This window comes from Streptomyces sp. NPDC059564, assembly GCF_042735575.1.
In the GTDB taxonomy this organism is placed as follows: Bacteria; Actinomycetota; Actinomycetes; order Streptomycetales; family Streptomycetaceae; genus Streptomyces.
In genome coordinates, this window is the sequence record NZ_JBHWBP010000044.1 from 1 (window position 1) to 15498 (window position 15498).

15 protein-coding genes are annotated in these 15498 nt (G+C 70.6%); 11 read left to right on the forward strand and 4 right to left on the reverse strand.

The window, feature by feature from the left end:
- Positions 1-114 precede the first annotated feature (114 nt).
- From ACFV0Q_RS11300 to ACFV0Q_RS11350, 11 genes are all read left to right on the forward strand, one after another.
- Entirely contained in the window at positions 115-489 is a 375-nt protein-coding gene (locus ACFV0Q_RS11300) for a hypothetical protein (protein WP_385003857.1), read from the forward strand.
- Complete coding sequence (locus ACFV0Q_RS11305) at positions 486-1325, forward strand: DUF317 domain-containing protein (protein ID WP_385003859.1); 840 nt, start codon at positions 486-488, stop codon at positions 1323-1325. The genes ACFV0Q_RS11300 and ACFV0Q_RS11305 overlap by 4 nt, the downstream gene beginning before the upstream one ends.
- A 208-nt stretch (positions 1326-1533) precedes the next feature.
- Entirely contained in the window at positions 1534-2190 is a 657-nt protein-coding gene (locus tag ACFV0Q_RS11310) for a DUF317 domain-containing protein (protein WP_385003861.1), read from the forward strand.
- Between the two features lie 36 nt (positions 2191-2226).
- Positions 2227-2811, forward strand: a complete 585-nt coding sequence (locus ACFV0Q_RS11315) for a hypothetical protein (RefSeq protein ID WP_385003863.1) — start codon at positions 2227-2229, stop codon at positions 2809-2811.
- Between the two features lie 48 nt (positions 2812-2859).
- The gene (locus ACFV0Q_RS11320) at positions 2860-4653 is read left to right on the forward strand and encodes a type IV secretory system conjugative DNA transfer family protein (protein ID WP_385003865.1); all 1794 of its coding nucleotides are present in this window, start codon (positions 2860-2862) and stop codon (positions 4651-4653) included.
- 51 nt (positions 4654-4704) lie between these two features.
- Positions 4705-5355 (forward strand): hypothetical protein, encoded by a 651-nt coding sequence (locus ACFV0Q_RS11325; protein ID WP_385003867.1) that lies wholly within the window; start codon positions 4705-4707, stop codon positions 5353-5355.
- A gap of 139 nt (positions 5356-5494) precedes the next feature.
- Positions 5495-5716, forward strand: a complete 222-nt coding sequence (locus ACFV0Q_RS11330) for a hypothetical protein (RefSeq protein WP_385003919.1) — start codon at positions 5495-5497, stop codon at positions 5714-5716.
- 199 nt (positions 5717-5915) lie between these two features.
- Positions 5916-7058, forward strand: coding sequence for an AAA family ATPase (locus tag ACFV0Q_RS11335; RefSeq protein ID WP_385003921.1), 1143 nt, complete (start codon positions 5916-5918; stop codon positions 7056-7058).
- Complete coding sequence (locus ACFV0Q_RS11340; protein WP_385003869.1) at positions 7055-8854, forward strand: hypothetical protein; 1800 nt, start codon at positions 7055-7057, stop codon at positions 8852-8854. Before ACFV0Q_RS11335 ends, ACFV0Q_RS11340 begins: the two co-directional genes overlap by 4 nt.
- A 191-nt stretch (positions 8855-9045) precedes the next feature.
- Positions 9046-9933, forward strand: a complete 888-nt coding sequence (locus tag ACFV0Q_RS11345) for a hypothetical protein (RefSeq protein WP_385003871.1) — start codon at positions 9046-9048, stop codon at positions 9931-9933.
- Positions 9934-9997: 64 nt separating this feature from the next.
- Positions 9998-10975 carry a hypothetical protein gene (locus ACFV0Q_RS11350; protein ID WP_385003873.1) on the forward strand — a complete coding sequence of 326 codons (978 nt, stop codon included), beginning with the start codon at positions 9998-10000 and terminating at the stop codon, positions 10973-10975.
- A gap of 648 nt (positions 10976-11623) precedes the next feature.
- Here the strand turns inward: ACFV0Q_RS11350 and ACFV0Q_RS11355 are convergent.
- The 4 genes from ACFV0Q_RS11355 to ACFV0Q_RS11370 all read right to left on the reverse strand — a co-directional run bounded on the left by ACFV0Q_RS11355 (position 11624) and on the right by ACFV0Q_RS11370 (position 15419).
- Positions 11624-11935 carry a hypothetical protein gene (locus ACFV0Q_RS11355; protein WP_385003875.1) on the reverse strand — a complete coding sequence of 104 codons (312 nt, stop codon included), beginning with the start codon at positions 11933-11935 and terminating at the stop codon, positions 11624-11626.
- A gap of 287 nt (positions 11936-12222) precedes the next feature.
- Positions 12223-13923, reverse strand: a complete 1701-nt coding sequence (locus tag ACFV0Q_RS11360; protein WP_385003877.1) for a hypothetical protein — start codon at positions 13921-13923, stop codon at positions 12223-12225.
- A gap of 68 nt (positions 13924-13991) precedes the next feature.
- Entirely contained in the window at positions 13992-14327 is a 336-nt protein-coding gene (locus ACFV0Q_RS11365) for a helix-turn-helix domain-containing protein (protein WP_385003879.1), read from the reverse strand.
- Positions 14328-14345: 18 nt separating this feature from the next.
- Entirely contained in the window at positions 14346-15419 is a 1074-nt protein-coding gene (locus tag ACFV0Q_RS11370) for a tyrosine-type recombinase/integrase (protein ID WP_385003881.1), read from the reverse strand.
- Between the last annotated feature and the right edge of the window lie 79 nt (positions 15420-15498).

Genomic DNA, 15498 nt, shown 5'->3' on the forward strand with positions numbered 1-15498 from the left:
ACTGCGGTTACCGCGTTAACATCGGGGGGTCACACCCCCGCCCGTCCCGGCCCATCCGGCCACACGGCCGCGTCCCGAGGCACAGCAACCGGCCCCGACCATCCCCGGAGGAGCATGACCGTCTACGACCCCGAAGCCCTGGCCCGCCAGATCGCAAAGCAGATCGCCCAGCTCAACGAATCCCTGGTCATGGCCCCGCCCCGGCAAGCCGCCCGCGTCCTGGGCCAAGTCCTCGACCCCGAAGAAGGGGTCCTCGCATCGCTGGCCACGCTGGTGGCCACCGGATCACGCTTCGCCCAGGGCTCGGCGCTCACCGGAGCCCTGCCGCCCGAAGTCTGGCTCGCCCTCGGCCGTGCCGCGAACGAACTGCACGACATCACCCTCGACCTCGACGAGCACGCAGCAGACATCCACCGCCTCGCCCAGAGCCCCGCGAGCAACACGCTCCCGCCGACCCCGTCGGCGCTCGTCGCCCGGAGACACCGGTGAAGAAGACCTGGACCGGCTGGGGACCGACCGCCGACCAGCCCCAGCAGCACTACCTGATCGAGCCCCGCCACCTCGGCGGAGGAGGCGACCTCCGCTTCGTCGCCGAGTACCTGCGCGCCTCCGGCTGGAAGGACATCTCCCGTACGGGCGGCCCCATCATCTTCGACAGCCCCGACCACTCCATACGGGTCGGCTTCGACCCCACGGCGATACCCGGCGGCTGGACCGTCTCCGGCAAGGCCGTCGGGCAGCAGCCGGCCTGGCACGCCACGTTCACCACAGCCGTACCGATCGAGATCGTCGCCGGGTTCACCGACACCCTGACCAAACCGCGCTCCGCCCACGCCCCCAACGTGTGGGCCCCACTGGAGCAGAACGGGTGGGAGACCTCCCGTGTCGAGGAGAAGCAGCAGGACCCCGAGAACAAGCTCGTGCACTTCGTCGCGGTCGCCCCGGACCGCAACTCCTGGCTCCAATACCACCAGGACGGGCCCAGCCAAGGGCACTGGTGGGCCGGTGCCCGCACCGAGCACGGCCGCGCCTGGGACGCCGTCTTCACCTCCACAACACCGCTGCACCTGGTCCAGGAGTTCTCGGCCGCGCTCTCGGACCCCACCCCCGTGCTGCGCCCACGAGGCAACGTCCCCACAACGAAGTGGATCCGCACCACCTCCGTGTCCGTACGCCCCTCCGAACTCGGGGCCTGGCAACAGGCCCGGATCACCGCCGCCCGCGCCGCCACCTGGGCCCGCAACTCCTGGAGCGCCGCCCGCCCTCGCCAGCGCACTCCCGCCAGCCCCTACTCCGCGGCCGGCGCGAACAAGTCCCGCCACTGACACCGCCGCCCGACCGGTCTTCAAGGAGCCGTCCCTGTCCATCACCGACCGACAGCTCGCCGCCTTCGCCTACGACCACGAGAACAACCTCGGCTCGGCCATCACCCCGCGCTACCTCGCCGACGCCGGAGACCCCCGCCACGTCACCCACCCCTTGCGGGCCCGCGGATGGAGCCTGGACTCCGACCCCCTGCACCCGGCGATCCGGATGACCAGCCCCGACCACGCCTTCCGCCTCGACCTCACGCCGACACCCAGCAGCTTCCACCGCTGGTGGCGCATCGACAACAACCTCGGCCCCGTCCTCTGGTACGTCACGTTCAACGGCGACACCCCCGCCGAGATCGTGGCCGGCCTCACCGACGCACTCATCCGACCCGAGCCCGAAGAGCCAGCCCCCTCGGTGATCGAGGTCCTCACCGGCCGCGGCTGGGAGCACACCACCTCCGAGACCGGCTCGCAGAGGCTGACCTCCCCCGACGGCATCGTCCGGGTGGAGCTGTACGTCTCGCCTTCCCTGGGGGTCATGGGCTGGGAGATCGAAGCAGCCCACCACCACGGTGAACACGGCCCGCAGCAACGCCTCTGGCGAGCCCACCTCGACGAAGCGACCCCTGCCCACCTTCTGGCCGCCGTCGCCGAAGCGATCTCCAACCCCACGCCGGTCCTGCGCGCCCGCTTCAAGATCAACGAAAGCGTCCACCTCACGCAGGGCGCGGAGTTCGCGATCGGCTCCGAGGTGGTCGGTGCACACAAGCAGCGCCTGGCCGAAGCCCGCCGCCACCGGCCCAAGCCGCCCTCCACCACCGCCGTGACCGCACCCGCACTTCCGCCGACCGCCGCGCCAGCCCGGCCCACCCGGTAGACGACGGCCACGAACTCCCCGACCCCCGAAGGCCCCGTGACCCACCCCGACCTCCACACCAGGCACCAGCACCTCCTGCACCAGCTCGCCCTCTACCTCCGCGAGGCGGAGCAGATCCTCGCCACCTGGGACACCTACTCCGACAAGCACACCGGCCCCGACGGCTGGCCGGCCGACGAGAGGGCCTACGGGTTCCGCCAGGGCCAGCGCGACGCCGACACATGGCGGTCCTTCAACCGGATCCGGACCGGAGCCGGCGAGCTCGTCACCACGGCCGAGGCCCAACTGCGGAAGATTCCGGAGCGCAGCGTCCACCACCGCTGGGCCTGGCAGATCGGCGCTCTGCGCATCGCCCAGGAACGGATCGGCGCCCTGCAGAGCGAGTGGCTCGCGTTGCGCGCCACCCTGCCGCAGTCCGCACGGCCCGGGGTCGAGGAGTACGACGGGCCGTGCGCCGAGCGGAACGCCGAGGCCTGGCACTACCTGGACGAATGGTCCCTCCACGGCCAGGCCGTCCTCGACATCGACAACGCGCTGCGGCGCAACCAGTCGCGGCCGGCCGCCGCCTCCGTCGCCGCGCTCCCCGGCCGGGATACCAACCCGCCGAAGCCCCGCCGGTAGGCACCCTCCGCCACCGAGTCCACCACCCTCTCCCCTGGAACCGCCCTCTTGTCCAGCCCTTCCCCGAACTCCAACTCCGACGGCTACGACATAGCCTTCAAGGCCCTCCTGGGTGCCTTCGCCGTCGCCCTGCCCCTGTCCACCCTGGCCTGGCTGGGCGGCAACGCGACCGCCTGGGTCACCGGCAGCGGCCCCTGGGTCCCCTACCAGCCGGCCGCGGCCCTTCTCCACCCCGAGCGCCTCTGGCCCGCGACAGGAGAAACGTCCCTGCTGATCGGGACCCGGATCCTGCCCGCCGCGGTCCTCCTCGTCCTCACCGTGTGCGGCTTCATGTGGTGGTCCCGGCACAAGGGCACGCTCGGCAAGAAGAAGCGGATCGCGGGGATGGCCAAGCAGAAGGACATCGAGCCGCTGCTCGCCAAGGCCATCACGGCCAAGGCCCGATCCCTTCGGCCGAGCCTGAAGGACGCCAAGGCCATCGAGGCCAAGGACACCGGTGTCCTCCTCGGCAACCTGCAAGGCAGCCGTCACGAGGTTCGTATGGGGTACGAGGACGTCGCGGTCGCGATCATGGCTCCCCGGTCCGGGAAGACAACCTGTCTGGCCATCCCCGCGATCCTCGCCGCACCCGGCCCCGTGCTCCTCACCTCGAACAAGGCCGCCGGAGACGCCTACACCGCCACGATCGACGCCCGCGGAGCGGACGGCCGGACCTGGAGCATGGATCCGCAGCAGATCGCCCACGCGGCCCGCGAGATGTGGTGGAACCCCCTCGCCTCCGCCAAGTCCCTCGACGGCGCCGGCCGGTTGGCCGGGCACTTCCTCGCGGCGAGCGTGGATGCCTCCCAGCAGGGAGACTTCTGGTCCAAGGCCGGATCCAATATCCTCAGCCAGCTGTTCCTGGCTGCGGCTCTCGACGAGCGGCCCATCACCGACGTCATGCAGTGGCTGGCCTTTCCCGCCGACCGCCGCCCCTTGGACATCCTGCGGGATCACGGCTTCTCGGCCGTAGCAGCTCAGCTCAAGGGGACCGTCGAGGGCCCCCCGGAGACCCGTGACGGCATCTACGAGACCGCACGCCAGTACGCTTCGGCCCTCCTGAACGCGGAGATCGCCGCCTGGGTCACCCCGCAGAAGGGCGTCCCCGAGTTCAAGCCCGCCGACTTCGTGACCAGCCAGGACACCTTGTACCTCCTGTCGAAGGACGGAGGCGGCGGAGCCAGCGCACTGATCGCGGCGTGCGCGGACTCGGTCATGCGGGCCGCGACCGCCCAGGCGGAGCGGGCTGGCGGACGCCTGGACCCGCCAATGCTCGCGATCCTCGACGAGGCCGCCAACGTCTGCAAGATCAGCGACCTCCCCGACCTGTACTCCCACCTCGGGTCTCGCGGAATCATCCCGATCACCATCCTGCAGTCCTACCGCCAGGGCCAGAAAGTGTGGGGGGACGCGGGCATGGACGCCATGTGGTCCGCGTCCACCGTCAAGGTCATCGGCAGCGGCATCGACGACCCCGACTTCGCCGACAAGCTCTCCCGGCTGATCGGCGACCACGACGTCGAGACGAAGTCCACCTCCGTCTCCGACTCGGGGAAGTCCACCAGCATCAGCATGCGCCAGGAGCGGATCCTGCCCGCGGACGCGATCCGCGCCCTCCCCAAGGGCACCGCGCTCTGCTTCGCCACCGGCATGCGCGCCGCCATGCTCGACCTGCGCCCCTGGTACCTCGAACCGGGCGCCGAGGCCCTGTCCGCCGCTTCCGCCGACGCGTCACGGGGCATCACCGCACGCGCCGTCGCCAAGCACGCACCCCAGCAGGACAACTACGGCCCCGCCGCGTAATCACCTCCCCTCAGCGCCCCGCCCGGCGCCTCTCCTGTCTGGAGTTCCGGATTGCAGTTCATCGACCTTGCCCAGCAGACCCGCATCCTCGGCCAAGTCGCCCCCACCCTGAAGTCCCTCCGCCAGGAGGTGGAGAGCGTGCGGGCCGGACAGATAGCGAGACCCCTGCGGGAGATCGGGCCGATCGCCCTCCGCGCCCAGGAACTCGCGCTGCAGTGCACCCAGCAGGTCGCCCTCCTGTCGACCAGCCAGTACGCCGCCATGAAGGACGGTCACGAGAACCTCGCCAAACTCGTCGAAGCCACCACCCAGGTCTCCCTCGCGGCCACCCTGTGCACCATCGCCATCCACCACCGCACCGAAGTCCTTCTGTACGAGGACGCTGATGAAACGCCGGCCGCGAGCCGCAGCACGCTTGCAAAGGCCACCGAGGAGCTCGACCGAGCCGCGAAGACGTACGCCCGGCAGGCACAGCGGCTGTCGTACCGCCTGGCCTCGTTTGCCGCGCGGCGCGAGGACCAGCAGCTCATCGCCCAGGCGGTCGTCGATATGGGCGGGACCAGCACGCCGAAGGCGCACGCGGCAGAACTCGAGGACGCCGTTCCGTCGATGGCCGGCACAGGGACACCGCAGCACGTCAGCACCGCCCCCGCGGCATCGGCGCCCTCGCACCAGGTCTCCCCCTCTGCCCGCCGGCGGTAGCCCCCGATGCCCCAAGTGACAAAGAACCGTATGCCCGCTGGAAGCTCCGGGCCCGCCTCGCCTTCGCCCAACACCCCACCACTTTCCCGCCACCACCGATAGGAGATCGGCCTTGCCCGAAGTACCAGCGGAGCCGTTCTTGACGATCCGGCACTCCATCACCGGCGAGGTCACCACCACCGGCTACAACGCCGCCGCCCGGCGGATCCTGCTCCAGGACGGCTTCGAAGAGGCGCCAGGCTGCGCCTGCCGAGCGGCGGAACCCGGTACGGAGCGGACGCCCGGGCCTGCTCGGCAGCCAGCGAGCTACCCGTCGCCGGCCATCCCCTGCACCTGTACTGAGCCCCCGGTCGGCCGGTGAGCGCCGACGTACGCCCCGGTTGGCCCGGTCGCCGATGTCGGCACATTCCGTGATCCGCTCCGAGAGCGGCCAACCTCTCCAGCACATCGCCAGCCCCGCCCGCACCCGCACCCGCACCTGTTGAAGGGAGCCCGTTTTGACCACACCCGTACCGCCTACGAGTCCAGCGCGGACCAAGGGCGGCGAACTACGGGCCAAGGTGGCCCGACTGCTGGCCGACCGGCCGGCGGACACGCTCACCATCGGGGACATGGCCCGGCAGCTGGGCCACTCCCACGGCGCCGTCCGCAACGCCGCCCTCACCCTGGTGCGACGCGGCGAGGCCGACCAAAGCGGCACCGGGCAACCGGAGTTCCGCGCGAACGCGAAGACCGCCGCAGCCGCGCAGGCCGCTGTGATCAGCCCACCGGGCACCCACGCTCCCCGCGCCCAGGCGGCCACGGCCCGCACGGCCGCTCCCGCGGCAGCCGCGCCCAGGCAGACCGGCCCGATCCGCCGCGCGGGAGGCCAGCTCTACCACCCCCGGGAACTGGCCGATCTGCCCGACGTCGAGGCGCTGAACCGGCTGCGCGACGCCGACGTGCCGGTGCTGCTCTACGGCCCTCCGGGCACCGGCAAGACGAGTCTGGTCGAGGCGGCGTTCCCGGACCTGCTCACCGTCGCCGGTGACGGCGACACCACGGTCGGCGACCTGATAGGCGAGTACACGCAGGCCGACGCGGGGGGCTACGTCTTCCAGTACGGTCCGCTGGTCACCGCGATGACCCAGGGCCGTGCCCTGCTGATCGACGATGCCACCTTGATCTCGCCGAAGGTCCTGGCGGCGCTGTATCCCGCGATGGACGGGCGCAGGCAGATCCAGGTCAAGGCCCACAACGGCGAGACCATCAAGGCCGAGCCGGGCTTCTACGTGGTCGCGGGCCACAACCCCGGCGTCCACGGCGCCGTTCTGACGGAGGCGCTGTCGTCCCGGTTCAGCGTGCAGATCCAGATCGGCACGGACTATGACCTCGCCCTGGCCTTGAAGATCGATGCCCGGGTGGTCCGGGTCGCCCGACACCTCTCCCGCCAGGTCGACCTCGGTGAGCTGGGTTGGGCCCCCCAGCTGCGGGAACTGCTCAGCTACCAGAAGACCGAGGCCGTCCTCGGCACCAACGCCGCGCTCGCGAACCTGGTCGGCATCGCTCCTCTGGAGGATCGCGACGCCGTCGCCGACGCCGTCATCAAGGCTGTCGGCGTCAAGAAGATCGCGCCCCTCACCCTCGGCAAGCAGCTCCCCGCCTCAGCCGTCCGAAAGCCTCCGGGCAGCACCGTCTCCGCGCACCGGGGCCGCTCGCGATGAGCGCCCACCACCACGTCCAGTCCCCCGCCACCACGCCGGACCACGACGCCGACCTCGCACGATGGGACGACGACGGCGCCCCGCCCGCGCAACCCCGTTCCTCCCCGGACGCGTGGCTGCGCGTGGGAGCCGAACTCGGCGACCGGCTGGTCGCCCTCTCCGGCCGCCAGGACCTCCTCGTCACCTGCCGCCCCGGCACACGCAGCGGCGCACCGGCCGCGTTCTACCCCACGTTGGGCGAGGTTGAGTTCGACGCCGGCCTGTTCGCCCCGCTCCAGCCCCACGAGATCCATCCGCGGATCGTGGGCGACGAGGAGCGGTATCCCGCCGCCTGGGGAGTATTCGTCCACGAGGCCGCGCACGCGGCCCACTCCGTCTGGACGCAGCCTGCCGGAGCGCACCCCCGTGTCGTCGAGGCCGCGCTCCTGCTGGAGGAGAGCCGCATCGAAGGCGCACACCTGACCAGGCGGCCCACCGACCGCACGTACCTGCGCACCAGCGCCCGAACCCTGGTCATGCCCGACATCGCCCACCCCACCCTCCAGGGCATCGAGCACGCCGCCGCCGTTGCGGCCCTGGTTCTCGGCCGCCGTGACGTCGGCATCCTGGACGCCGGCGAGACCCAGGCCGTCGCCGATCTGTGCGAGAAGGTGTTGGGCGCAGACCTGCTGGCCGCCCTCACCCGCATCTGGACCGCAGCCCACCAGTGCGCCGACCACGACGCCACGACCATGCTCGCGCACGCCCAGGAATGGTGCGACGCTCTGGACACCGCGGCCCCCGCCCTGCCCGTGCCGGAGAACCTCAGCGATCTGCTGGCCGGCGCCGTGGGGGTCGTCATGGACAGCACGGCGGCCACCGACGCCGCCGACCTCGCGGAACAGACCGCAGCGGCCAGCGCCATGGCCTCGAAGTCCCAGGCGCAGGCACAGGACCGCGCCCAGCAGGCCGGCCAGCGACGCAAAGCCGCCGCCACCGCCAAGGCCGTATTCAATACCCGGGGCGCCACCGTCACCCCCGACGGCTCGGTGGCGCCCTACGGCAGCCCGGTCACCGGCACCCGCCGGCCCACCGCCGCCGAGCAGAGCGCCGCCGCACGCCTGAGCCGTGCCCTGCGTGCCGCTGCCTACCGCGAGCGGACCGAGGAGCGGACCACCAGCCCCACCCCGCCCGGCCGCCTCAACATGCGGGCGGCCCTCGCCCGCGACGCCCAGCGCGCGACCGGGTCGGTCCCCACCGCGGAACCGTTCACCCACACCCGCCGCCGGAACTCCCCCACCCCACCGCTGCGTGTGGGTATCGCCGTCGACGTCTCCGGCTCCATGCGTGCCGCCTGCGCGCCCGTCGCGTCCGCTGCCTGGATCGTGGCACGCGCAGCAGCCCTGACCGACCCCGACTCCCTTACCGCCACCATCGCCTACGACCATCACCTGACCGCACTGACCCGACCGACCCACCGAGCACCAGAACGCGTGACGACGTTCAACGCCAACGGCGGCGCCCACAACCTCGGCGACGCCATCGACGCACTCGACCACGGCCTCGAACTCAGCCGCCCCGGCGCCGGCCGCCTCCTCGTGATCGTCACCGACGCCCGGTACAACAGCGACGAAACCGCTCAAGCCGTCACCCGCGTCAAGCAGCTCACGACCGCCGGCTGCGCCGTACTCCAGCTCACCCTCACCTCCCAGTCCCAGCACTTGCCGGGGACCACCCTGCTGCACCTGCCCAAGCCCTCCAGCGCTCCCGTCGCCATCGCCAAGGCGGCCACAGACGCCATCCGCAGGACGCGCTGAAACGACGCAGGCCAGCACCTCACCGCCAACGAAAGACACGGCCCCAGAGCCGTCCGTACGGCCGTTGTCAAGGCACCCGGCAAGCCCACTGCGCGCACCCGCTAACGCCAGCCCTCCATCCCCGACCTGTCCTGTACCCCCGGCCCCGTAGCGCTCCGCATCCGGCGCCCGCTCCTCCCCTAGGATCTTTCTTGGACCACACCTCATCCGAGGCATCTCGCACGATCAAGCGTCTTCACTCGCTGTCCGCCGACCTCGGCGCCTTCGGTGAACTCCTCTCCGGAGAACGGCCCATCGCCGGATCCGGCTCTCTGCCCCAGCTCGCCTCCTGGTATGCCACGGCCCAAGGCCATTCCGCCGCCGCCCTTACGCTGCTCCTGAGATCGGCCGAGCAGGGATACGCGCACTCCACGGTCTCCGGTCACCACGCGGTGGGGTCCCTCGGACAGCTCGCCAATATCTCCTCCGTCATTGCCGACCACGTCATGGCCGCAGTCGCGGTGGCGGCCGAGTACCACCGCATCGACGGGCTGCCGGACCCCGCCACGGGGCGGATGACCAGCCGACCGTCCGTCCCCCGCCGTGACCTCGACGACCACCTGGACCGCGCCGTCGAGCTGATCCGGCCGGCCCGTGCCGCCTGCCACAACGCCGCCGCGTTCACCGAGACCGCGGCCCTGCGCGAGGCGAGCCGTACACCCGCCCCCGCCGAGCCGCCGGAGCTGGGGCGCAACGCCTTCGACGTCCCGCAGCCCCCTTCCGCTTCCGGCAAGGTCACCCTGACCGCCATCCAGCACCGGGCCCTGCACCTCATCCACACGAGCACCGTCAAGTACAGCCAGTGGCCCCGCAAGCAGCCCGTCGTGGACAGCGGTTCCCCGGAGCGCATCACCGTACGGTCCGTCGATGCCCTTGCAGACAAACGCCTGGTGGCACGGGACGTGAGCACTGGACTGCACGTGGGGCAACGGCTCCATCTCACCCCGGACGGGCTCCAGGTCCTCCGCCGCCTCGGCCCCGCTCCAGAGCCGGCTTTCCCCGCCCGCCCCCGCCATCAAGGCCCCGCCCCTGTCCGCTGACCTACCCTCCTCCCCGGTCAAGCAAGTCCCGCCGGGAGGAGGGCCCCTCGAAGGCCCCACCTTCATGACCGACGACGCACTGTTCGCCCTGCCTGGCCTGCCCTCATCCCCCACACCGAAGCCTCGGGGCCATCCCGGGCCGCCGTCTGCGCCAGCTACACCTGACCCTCCACGTCCCGCAGCGCCGCTCACACCGGTCCCACGCAGCCCGGCTTCACCGCCCGCGCCAGAGACTCCCGTACCGGCCGTTGCCGGTCCGCCCTCTCCTGTCCTGCGGCTGCTCGCGCTCGCCGACCAGTTCACCCAGCACAACGACCAGCTCGCCCGCCTCCAGCCGGCCTACGCCGCCACACAGGGCCACATCTCGGCGAACAGCCTGGTCAGTGCCTGTCTGGAGGCCGTACAGGCCATCGTCGAACAGGCGGCGTACGGGGGCGTGGCCGTGACCGAAGCCACGGTCCGGATCAAGCAGTTGGCTGTTCTGACCGGCCAGGCGGTCCGGCACCTCGTCGACGCCAAGGCGCTCCTCGACGCGACTCCTTCGCCACCGGACGCGCCTGCCGGGAACGGGGACATCGCGCATCAGATCCAGCTGGCCCGTGAGCTGACGCTCTTGGCGCCGGTCGCGGCCGTGGAGTCCGCGAGCACCCTCGCCACGGAGGTCCATGGCCGCCGGCCCGCGGCGGCCACCGGGGCCGACGCTCTGGCCCCTTCCCAGCGGACCGCCCTGCACGCCACGGCCCGAGGACACCTCGTCATCGCCCGGCACCAGGGCCGCGAGGCCGTCCACAGCCGCGGCAACTCAGTACGCATCGAGACCCTGCGTGCTCTGGAACAGGCCGGTCTCGTCGCCGTCGAGCCCGGGTCCGCGCCGCCTGCCTTCGGCGCAGGCCCCCCTCGCGACCGGGTCCGCCTCACCCTCACCGGAGCGATGACCCTGACGGCCGCCCTCGGCCGCAGCCCCCGCACCCCAGCCCTATCAGCCCTTCCCGCCCTCACCGCCACCGCCGTGCCGGCCAGCAGCCGCCCCCGCACACGGTGACCCGGAAGGTCTCCCCCACCCCCATCGCCCATCTCGCGCCGTGAACGCCTTCGGCGCCTGCACCACCCTGGATCCCCTCCCTTGGAAAACCCCCGATACCGAGTGCTCTCCCTGGGCGCCGGAGTACAGTCCTCCACCCTGCGTCCGCTGCGAGTTCAGGATTCCCGAAGGGCCCGCAAGGCCGAACCCGTACCTGGATCAGGCTGGCAGTCGGCGCTCGGCCCCGTGTTCCCAACCATCTCGGCAGAGGGGCGGTTGTCCGAAAGGCGTTCAGGATCACCGAGAGGCAACGAGGAGCCCACCGAGGGCCAGAACCACCAGCCGGTGAGATAGGAGAAGGCAACGGTGGGCGAGACGGAACGACGGCATCAGGCGGTGCGTGCGCAAGATGAACCAACCATCAGGTGACACATTTACCGCCTGACCAGCGGGAACACCAAAAGGCCCCCACCGGGAAAGGTGAGGGCATCGTGGGACGGACACGGACGGGAACGATCAGCCGTTCTGCCGCCCGTGCCGTCGGCTCAAGACGCGCGAGGATTTCGGGGTTCAGGCTCCGCCGTTCTGAGGCACGGCGTCCCGGCGCGGGCTCTGAAAGATCCGTACCGGGGCGGTAGTTCACTCCTCGCCGGTGGCGCTGGCCGTCATCTACGGCGTGCCGTGCAGGTTGTGGTTGGTGACGAAGTTCACGTAGTAGAGACCATCTTTGCGCGCGGAACGCACTGGCCCAGCTGAGTACGCCGCAACAGCATGGTCTGCCGCATCCAGCACCGTCAGTTCCGCCGGGATAGCGGTTCCGCCGCTGACGACGATGACGGGCTGCCCGTCGCGGTACTCGATCGACAGTGTGCCGATGTCCTCGGGCTTGACCTGGTCGGCCGGGATGAACACGGGCTCGGTCACTTCGGGCGTGAGCTGGACCGGAGCGGGGCCGTGGTCGTTGGGCGTGGTCTCGGACATGTCGTCTCCTTGCTGGCTGGCACCCTGCCCGCCTGGTCAGAGCGTGGCAGTACGGAGCGTTACCGATCAACGACTCTCGGCGGAACGGCTGAGAAGCGACAGGGTGGCGCGAAAGAATCCGCCCCCCGAGCTGACCCGAGCCAGCGGGCCGCGGACGACGCTCCGTGCAGGTCTACCCAACGACGGCATCGGGCGGTGCGTGCGCAAGCGCATACCTGAGACGACGCCGTGGGCCAGCCCGGCAAGGTCCGAAAGAGCTGGCCTAGACCTCGTCATCAGTCTCAGCGTCAACCGCGTGTTTTGGTGGGCGGTGGCGGAGATTCCAGGGTGCCGTCCATGATTGCGCGGGCGGCGCTGGCGTAGCGGACGGCCGTGAACTCCGAGATCCCGAAGATCGCGGCCAGTCGGCGGGGGTCGCCGCCACCCGCAAGGGCTTCCTCCAGCTGGCGGTCGATGCGCATCTGCTCCAGGGAGGCGCGGCGGCCGGCGAATTGCAGGTGACACCAGTAGTCGCTGACCGGTCCGTGGCCGTGGGCGGTGACTCGCGTGATGAGCAGGTGGCGGTTGGGGGTATGTGGCCACCGGCGGTGGCGGTGGAGTAGGTATCCGTGAAGGACTTGGTGGGTCAGTTCGTCCAGGGGCCGGGTGTGGCCGCCGATGGTGATGGCTCGGCTGGGCAGGTCGAGATCGTCGACGGTGAGGGCCTTGATGGCGGGCCGACGGGCAGCGTGGACGACGGTGAGGACGAGGAGGACCTGTTGTTCGGGTGTGGTCGCCGCGGTGACGGCGTCGGTGTAGCACTCCTGCGGCAGCGGCAGGATGAGCGGCCGTGGATGGGCACCCGCCTTGATCCCGGTCGTTGGGTTCTGGAAGATCACCTTCTCACGGCGCAGGTGCATGAAGAGGGACCGAAGGCTGATGTGCAGCTCTTTGCGCCGACAGCCCTGGTGCGCGTCGAGGGCGGTCTTCACGTCAGCGCCGGTCACTTCCCGCAGGTGGCTGTAGCGGCCGGACCAGTCCAGGAGCGTGGAGTGGGCGGCCGACATGAACCCCCAGCTGCTGCTGCGGCTTCGGGGCCGGCGGCGAGGTCCTCCTCGGTGGACTGCCCGGAGCCAACGTCGGACGTCCTCGCCGATCTCAGGCGCAAGGTCCTGGGTCCGTCGGGCCAGCCAAACTTCGAAGCTGTCGGGCCGGTCATCGTCCAGCAGTCCGGCCTCCTGCAGGACCTCGCTGACGCGGGTGACGCTGATCTTCCGGTCGGCGTACAGGGGCACGAGTTCGGAGTACCGGACCCTCTCGCCTGCTTGGTGGCCGGAGAGCACGGCGATCAAGCCACGGCGGGTGAGCAGGAGGAGCTCCGGGCTCCATCCGCACAGTTCGGCCTTCCGGTCGGCGAGCCCCAGGGCCGCTGCAAGGTACGGGTTGTCCAGATCGGCGTGGTCGGTCTTGCGGAAACGGCGGTAGTCCCGGCCTGCGTCGAAGAGCCGTAGTTGTTCCCAGCTCGCCGGCAGTCGCGCAGCGGTGGCGGGCGGGATGGGTTGGAGTTCGCGGTAGCGCCACCTCGGGTTGAGCAGTTGGGTGGTGCGCTTGAGGCCGCTGATCTCCAACTGGTAGCCCGTCCGGGCAATGTGGGTGAAGTAGGGCCGGGGGTCTACCCGCGCCTGCCCCTCGGCGAGATCTGCCTCTTCCAGGATGCGGGCCTGGACCCAGCAGGCCCGGCAGTGCTCGTCTCGTACGAAGAAGACTGACCCGCACTCCCGGCAGGTGCCGGGCGGGTGGCGGTAGCGCCAGCCGGTGCAGCCGCTGCACGTCGGACGCTTCCCGCCGTACCAGGCCTGGCACTGGGCACAGCTCGTCCACCGGAGCCGACGCTGGGGGTGGCAGAACTCGCACCGCCCGGCGGCGAAGAACCTACCGTTGAAGACCGGCTGCTGGCAGGCCCCGCACGTCGCGTGCCGCTCGCCGGGGTGGCGGCACCACCAGCACACCGTCCAGCCCAGGTCGCACGGGCAGTGGCCGCCACACTGATGACAGGGCCGGAAAGGCTGGTGGGGCCTCACAGCGGCGGCAGGGATCGGCCATCCCGACGGCGCGGCACAGGCGGCGCCGCCGGGCTGCCACTCTCCCCGGCCACCCTGGCCACCGGAACCGACGGCTTCTCGGCCACGCCGGACGTAACTGGCTCGGGGATGAGGATCTCCTGGATCCCGCAGCCCAGCACAGCGACGATGACGTCAAGGTCGGACAGCTTGATGCTGGCCGGCTCCCCGGACCAGAGCCCTGACATCTTCCCCGCGCTGATCACCAGCCCGTGCTCCGCGAGCATCCGCTGCAGCTCGCTGGCCTTCCAGATGCCCCGGTTCGCGGCTGCCAGCCGCAGGTTCCACTTCACCTTCTCGCTCCTTCCCGCTCAGGTCACAAGCCCGGTCAGGCGGGCGGCGGCCCGCTGCTGGCCGGCCTGCCACGCCTCTTCAACGAAACCCCGGTGGACATGGACGTAGCGAAGCGTCGTGACCAGCCACTCATGTCCCAGCAGTTCCTGGATCGCCATCAAGTCCATGCCGTTCAAGTAGAGATCAGAGGCACAGAAATGCCGCAGAACATGGGGAGTCATCTTCCCGTCCCAGTCCGCAAGGTGCCGCTCAGTAGCCTCGGCCAGGCCCAGGCGAAGCGCGTGATCGCCCACCCGCAGACTCGTACCGTCAGTGGCCCGCCGTTCCGAGGGGAACATTGGTGCACCGGGCCGGGTGTGGTCCGCGGGGAAGTGCCCCCAGACCTCTTCGACGTACCAGCGCAGCAGGTCGCCCGCGCCGTTGATCAGCGGAACCATCCGCGCGCGGGGACCGGTGCGCCGAGCGCCCTTGCCGAACCGGACGTGAAGTTTCCCGTACTGGCCGAGGTCCCAGTGCGCGTCGGCGAGATCCAGCATGCGCACCTCGTTGATGCGCAGACCGACCTGGCCCATCAGCCTGGATGCCACGTAATTCCTGGCCGCCGGCGCGAACTTCCGGCAGCCCGCCAGGTCCTCCCGCCATCCGGCGAAGAGCTGCTGGACCTCGTGCTGCCCGGGCGGGATCCGCAGCCCCATTCGCGACTGGTGCCGGGGCGTGTTCATCTCGTCGAGCGGGCACTCGGCCACCCGCCCCGTCAGTCGGTACAACTGCGGCTTCATCCGCAGCTCGATGAACCGGAAGTACGTGGCGAGCGCGAACGACCGCAGGTAGCGAGTGCTCACGCTCAGCCCTCGGGTTACCTGCCCGAAGTACCGGTCCGCATCCGGCGGATCCATCTCCCACAGCGGTCGGCCGAACCAGGACCTGATCAGGTCGAGATCACCGATCTCCCTCCGGATCGATCCGTCCGTGATCCCTGACGCCGCCCGCGCCAGCACGAACCCGGACAGCACGTCGGTCTCGAAATCCTCGATCGCCTGGACGTCCGGGTCGCACGGACGCCGGATCTCCCGCACCACCGTCAGCGCCACACAACCACCCACCCCAAGTTCAGCCCAACCGGCAGATTTTCAGGATTCACGAAGGAACATCACTGCACTTGCTCATCCA